Consider the following 6,414-nt stretch of genomic DNA (forward strand, 5'->3'; position numbering starts at 1 on the left):
GGTACGGGCCACACCACGGAAGGCGTGCTGGCTGGTTTTCAGGCCGCATTCCTGGGCGCTGGTGTCGCCGCCGGCTTGGCCGCGTTCGCGGCACTGGTGTTCGTTGGATCGACTGGTCCGCAACGAGAGGTGCCAGTGGGTTAACGTCCTTAAGTTAATGGAAGCTGGCAATGATGCGCTAGGCCTTTCCGGAGCAATGCTCCAAGCGTATCGTTGGGGCGCGCACCGCCAGTATCTCAGGTGCGCGCTCTTTCGATCAACAATCTCAAGCGCTCCTCTAAAATTCATGCGTTTATTCTATTCAAGTATCGCGTGCTTGCTTGCGCCGGTATAGATGCCTCCATACTGTAACAGCAGGCGTCATCAGCAACTCGTACAATCTCAGTTCGATCAAATGCGGAGGTTGTAATGAGCAATTCTGGACCAGCAAATAAAGCGCGCCGCAGCATGTTTGCCGCTGCGCTGGCCGCAGGGGCGGCGACACCGGCAATGGCCAGGCTTATTTCCACCAACTCGTCTGAATCTAATGTGGTTGGTAGTTTCTTGCCGCGGGCCAAACAATTGTTTCAGGATGCCTCCTGGAAACCTCCAGTTGGCGGCCAGATTTTTACCTATGCAGCTGGCACGCTGACGCCGAAGGCTACCTATCAAAATGCGGCGCTGACGATTGCCAATACCAACCCGACACTGGCGAACGCAGACGGTGAAGTATTGATGTTCGGAGCCGGGGCATACCGCATCATTTTGAAGGATACGTTTGGTAACACTATCCATGATGTTGATAACATTGAGAGCTCGCAATCGATTGTCGATACCTTGCGGCAAGATCTGGATCACCCATCGGGCGCCTCAATGGTGGGCTATCACAGCAGTCCCGGGCGTACGACGGAGCAGCAACTTGATATGTTGTACTATGGCATTGCCAACATACTAGATCCCCAGTACGCGGGCGGAGCTGATCCCACCGGCGTGAAAAATTCGACGGCGGCGATCCAGGCTGCAATGGATGCCAAAAAATATGTCATTTTTCCGGCCGGGACGTATTTGACGGGCCGCCTGGTACTGAAGTTTCATGGTCAGATCCTGTCCGGTGCCGGGCGCGATGCGACTGTTTTGCGGTGTCCGACCGGCTATTGCATAACCAACTATGGCGGCGAGGATACCGGGCCGATAGGCGCCGACTGGATTGGCGGTTTCAAACTGTGCGACCTGACGTTGCGCGGGGGCTTTACCCATGCGGACGACTTTGCGCCACCCGTCAACAGCTGGGCAACAGGGCACGGCCGCGGCAAGCCATTTACGACCAGAAACCTGAACGTCGGCGTGAGGCTCAAGCGCGCATATCCGTTCTGGTATGAGAATATCAGGATCGAGAAATTTCATCGTGGCGAAGTGATCGTCGGAGGGGCGGCCGGCACCCGCATGGGAGCCGAATTCAGTGACTGTCAATACGGCACTTTCGTTGTCAACGGTGCTGAATGGGGCGATGCGGCCTGGCTGGTGACGACGCAGCGCTGGCTCAGTAACTGCTGGTATCGTAATTGTTGGATCGGACTGGGCGGTAGCGACCTGGTACAAAGTGCCATTCCTGACCGGACGTCGTGCATTTTCGAGCCTTGCAACTCAGCCGTGGCGATAATCAATGGCGGGGACAATACCTGGAGTGGTTATTACGAACGCTGTTCGGAGGGAATTTACCGCAACGGCGGCGACATGGGGCATGACGTGATCGTTGACCCATTCTTTGCCGGAGCGCCGGGCGCCTTTTGGGGCAATGGGGACTCCATTCTGATGGACGCAGGGATAGGTGCCAGCGGCCGCATCACGTTGCGCGATGGCGGCGGCGTTATTAAGGGCGGCGGCCTCCGGGTGTTGAATGGCCGGCTGTTGCGGCCTGAAAAATTCCGCTGTGTTAACTTGCTGATTGGGCCCGCTGTTGCTCATCCTGGCGACCTCGCCGCCATAGCCATGCCGTTGGTCGTGCAGGAAGACACGGACGGTTTCTTCCCCACAGGCGTATCGGTCTCCCGCATCATCATTCCCAATTCCTGTCGTGGTTCACGGGTGCGTTTGTCCGGCAGCATCCGGATCGATGGCAACACAACGTTTAATGACCTGAGGGTCGACTTGCACATGAACGGCGCGACGTTTGCCGGCACGACGAAGCATGCCAGCATTACCTCGCTGGGGTACGAAGCCACCTTTTCAACGTGGCCGGTCACGGTCGATGTGGGCGACTATTTTGAATTGAACGTTTCCATGAAACTACCTCGTGATATACCTGCCAGCAATGCATCTTGGCTTGCACTGGAGGTGCTCGAGTAATCAGGCGGCCTGCTGATAACCATATCAGGCCGCCCGTCGGGAACGGGCGTTTTCTCCATGAGAGGAAGGCATCGATGTCCGTCGAAACGACTGCCGCCCGCGCGCAGTAGCAGCGATTTTATCGTCCGCGTGGTGACCGTTTGCCATCCTCGCCTTTGCTTCTCATCCCCCGTTTCCCCCATCCTGTCCCCCGATTTTCGTCTCCTGTCGCTGTAGTCAACCTGGCAACATGGCTTTGGCCTATGATGTGCTGGCACATGCACAATGAGCATGTTTTCCTTCATTCCACAACCATGAGGTGTCCATGATTCGCTATGTCCTGCCTGTCCTGTTGTTCGCCAGCGCACTGCAGGCGCACGCTCAAGCCCCTGCCAAGGAAACGCCGCTGATTGAGCGGGCCAAGCTGTTTGGCAATCCCAGCAAGTCCGGTGGCAAGCTCAGCCCCGATGGGCAGTGGCTGTCATGGATCGCGCCGCGCGACGGCGTGCTCAATGTGTGGGTGGCGCCGGCCGGTGACCTGGCGCAGGCGCGGCCGCTGACCGAAGAGAAAGTGCGGCCCATCCGCAGCAGCTTCTGGGCGCCCGACTCCAAGACCTTGCTGTTCATCCAGGATAAGGGCGGCGATGAAAACTTCCTGCTGTACGGCGTGAACGTGGCGAGCGGCAAGCAGACCAATTACACGCCGTTCGAAAAAACGCGCGTGCGGATCGTGCAGATCAGCAGCAAGGTGAAGGACCGCATCCTCGTCGGCATCAATAACCGCGATGCGCGCTGGCACGACGTGTACAGCCTGGACCTGACCAGCGGCAAGCTGACCCTGGTGCAGCAGAACGATGGCTATGGCGGCTACCTGGCCGATGAGCTGCTCAATCTGCGCATTGCCAGCAAGGCGCGCGCCGATGGCGGCATGCAGTATTTCCGCCTGACGGACGGCAAGGTCGAGAGTGCGCCGCTGGCCGAAGTGGGTCTGGAAGACTCGCAGACGACGGCGCCGCTGGCCTTCACGGTCGATGGCAAGACTCTGTACTGGACCGATTCGCGCGGCCGCAATACTTCGGCGCTGCTGGCGCAGGACGTGGCCAGCGGCAAGAGCACGGTCGTGGCGCAAGATCCGCGTTCCGACATCGCCGATGCGCTGTACGACACGCGCACGGGCCAGGTGCAAGCGTATGCAGTCAATTATCTGCAGCAGGAATATCTGCCGCTGACGAACGAACTGAAAGCCGACCTGGCTTTCCTTAAGAAAAACACGCAGGGCCAGTTCACGGTAACGTCGCGCACGGATGCCGACGATAAATGGCTGGTGAGTGTCGACGCCGTCACGGCGCCGCCATCGAGCTGGTTGTACGAGCGCAAGACCAAGAAGCTCACGCGTCTATATGTGACCCGGCCCGAACTGGAAGGCGCGCCGTTGGTGCCCATGTATCCGCAGCAACTCAAGGCGCGCGACGGCCTGACCCTGGTGTCCTATCTGACCTTGCCGCAGGCGTCGAAGGCGACGGCCGGCGGCAAGGCCACGCAGGCGGTGCCGATGGTGCTGCTGGTGCATGGCGGCCCGTGGGCGCGCGACACCTATGGCTACAACGGCTACCACCAGTGGCTGGCCAACCGCGGCTACGCCGTGCTGTCCGTGAACTTCCGCGGCTCCACGGGCTTCGGCAAGCAATTCATCTCGGCCGGTGACCTGCAGTGGGGCCGCAAGATGCATGACGACCTGCTCGACGCCGTGCAATGGGCCGTCAAAAGCGGCGTGACCACCGCCGACAAGGTGGCCATCATGGGCGGCTCGTATGGCGGCTACGCCACTCTGGCCGGCATGGCGTTTACGCCGACGACGTTTGCCTGCGGCGTCGACATCGTCGGCCCGTCGAACCTGTTTACCTTGCTGCAAACCATCCCGCCGTACTGGGAAGCGGGCAAGCAGCAGTTCTACAAGCGCATGGGCGACCCGACGACGGAAGAGGGCAAGGCGCTGCTGAAGGAACGTTCGCCGCTGAACTTTGCGCAGAACATCCAGCGTCCGCTGCTGATCGGCCAGGGCGCGAACGACCCGCGAGTCAACGTGGCGGAATCGGACCAGATCGTGGCGGCCATGGCAGCGAAGAATATCCCCGTCACGTATGTGCTGTTCCCCGACGAGGGTCATGGCTTTGCCCGGCCCGTCAACAACATCGCCTTTAATGCGGTGACGGAAAACTTCCTGGGGCAATGCCTGTCGGGCCGCGCCGAGCCGATCGGCGCCACCTTGAAGGCGTCCACGGCGCAGATCAAGCATGGCGCCGAGTTTGCGCCTGGCTTGGAGCAAGCCATGCAGTAAAGCTGGCAACAGGTGGCGCAGTCTGCCGGGCAAGCTGCCTGGCAGGCCATGCTGCCTGTCGGCAAGAAATTCTGCGCGGGTGGCTTGCAAGGTGACAGTCTCCGGCGTTGCGCGCGTACAACTGACTTTGGGGTGCGCAAGGCCGGTTCGCTGCGGCCGCCGCCGATGAGCGGCGGGCATGACACACGTCGTGTGGGTCAATCCCACCTTCCAAAGGCCTTCTTTTTCTCATTTGTTGTTAGTAAATACATAATTTCAACAACAACTGTTTTGCGTTAAAAACTTCCCTATTTGATAATATTTTTGGAATTGCTTTCCTTGTAAGTCGTAGTAGCATGGATTGACGTAAAGCAAGGTTCAATCATGCTGGGAAGCCATCTCCAGTCCTGTTGACGGTCGCTGTCATCGGCGTGCAGGTTTGCCATGACCGATATCCGTACAAGGCCCAGCGCCAGGATAAATGTATCGAGGGAAGAAAAATGTTTCTAAATTTCATGAAATTTGGATGGTTAAACACGCCTGTCCGGGCTGTTGATTGTCTCGTTGCCGGAAACCCTGGCGCACCGGCTGCCCAGACCCTGGTGCCATCGTGGCTGATGCGCCTGGCTGGAACCCTGCTGTTTGTCTTGCTTTCCCTCTTATCCAGCCAGGCTTCCGCCGCCAGCACCTGCCCGAGCCCGCGCGCCGTCAGCATCGTCGCGGGGGGCGAGTATTACGAGGATTACACCAATGCGCCTTGCTCCCAGTTCGGCCTGACCGGCACCCTGGTGGCGCCGCTGTATGGCACGCTGGAAGATTCGAATGCCACGAATGCCGTGCGCTACCGGAATACCAATCTCAGCGCGACCTCGGACACGTTTACCGTCAGGGATGATGTGGGGCAGCCCATCGTCTACAACGTCACGATCACCTCCGCCATCGTGCTGGCGCCGGCCACGGTGCCGAATGCCACGGTGGCCCTGGCTTACCCGACGACGACCTTGACGGCGACGGGTGGCGCGGCACCCTACACCTACGCGATCAGCGCCGGCGCCTTGCCGGCGGGCATGAGCTTGAGTGGCGGCGGTGTGCTGTCGGGTACGCCGACAGCGGGCGGCACGTTCAACTTCACCGTGCGCGCCACCGACTCGCTTGCCGTCAGTGGCACGCGCGCCTATACGCTGACGGTCTCCGCGCCCACCATCGCCATCGCGCCGACGACCCTGCCGGCAATGACATCCGGCGTTGCCTATAGCCAGACGATAGCCGCCAGCGGCGGAACCGGCACCTACACCTATGCCAGAACGGCCGGCAGCCTGCCCGCAGGCTTGACCCTGGCATCGAACGGCACCCTGTCCGGCACGCCCACGGCGGCCGGCGCCTACAGTTTTACCGTCACCGCGACCGACAGCAGTACTGGCGCCGGCCCTTATTCGGGCGCGCGCGCCTATTCCGGCACGGTGGCGGCCGGTGCTCCCATTGCCGGCAATGTCAGCGCCACGGTGGCCTACGGCAGCAGCGCCAATCCGATCACCCTGAACCTGAGCGGCGGCGCGGCAACGTCCGTGGCCGTGGCGTCCGCCGCCAGCAACGGCACGGCAAGTGCCAGCGGCACCAGCATCACCTATACACCGACGCCAGGTTACGGCGGGCCGGACAGCTTTACCTACACGGCCAGCAACGGCATCGGCACCTCGACGCCGGCCACCGTGACGATCACGGTCAGCGGACCGACCATCACGCTTGCTCCAAGCACCGTGCCGGCGGCAACTGTGGGGACGGCGTACAGCCAG

At 60.6% G+C, this 6,414-nt stretch carries 3 protein-coding genes; all 3 read left to right on the plus strand.

All coding sequences use genetic code 11. The features are described from left to right. The first annotated feature begins 408 nt into the window (after nucleotides 1-408). On the plus strand, nucleotides 409-2,325 hold the full coding sequence (locus ASN89_RS26500; protein WP_082654769.1) for a glycosyl hydrolase family 28-related protein: 1,917 nt from the start codon (nucleotides 409-411) through the stop codon (nucleotides 2,323-2,325). A gap of 304 nt (nucleotides 2,326-2,629) precedes the next feature. Next, a complete protein-coding gene (locus tag ASN89_RS26505) occupies nucleotides 2,630-4,642 on the plus strand; it encodes a S9 family peptidase (RefSeq protein ID WP_058051335.1) in 2,013 nt (670 codons plus the stop codon). Between the two features lie 596 nt (nucleotides 4,643-5,238). After that, the coding region (locus ASN89_RS26510) for a putative Ig domain-containing protein (RefSeq protein ID WP_200969132.1) at nucleotides 5,239-6,414 on the plus strand (1,176 nt) is incomplete at its 3' end.

It is taken from the genome of Janthinobacterium sp. Ant5-2-1, from assembly GCF_001445815.1.
Classification (GTDB): domain Bacteria; phylum Pseudomonadota; class Gammaproteobacteria; order Burkholderiales; family Burkholderiaceae_D; genus Janthinobacterium; species Janthinobacterium lividum_E.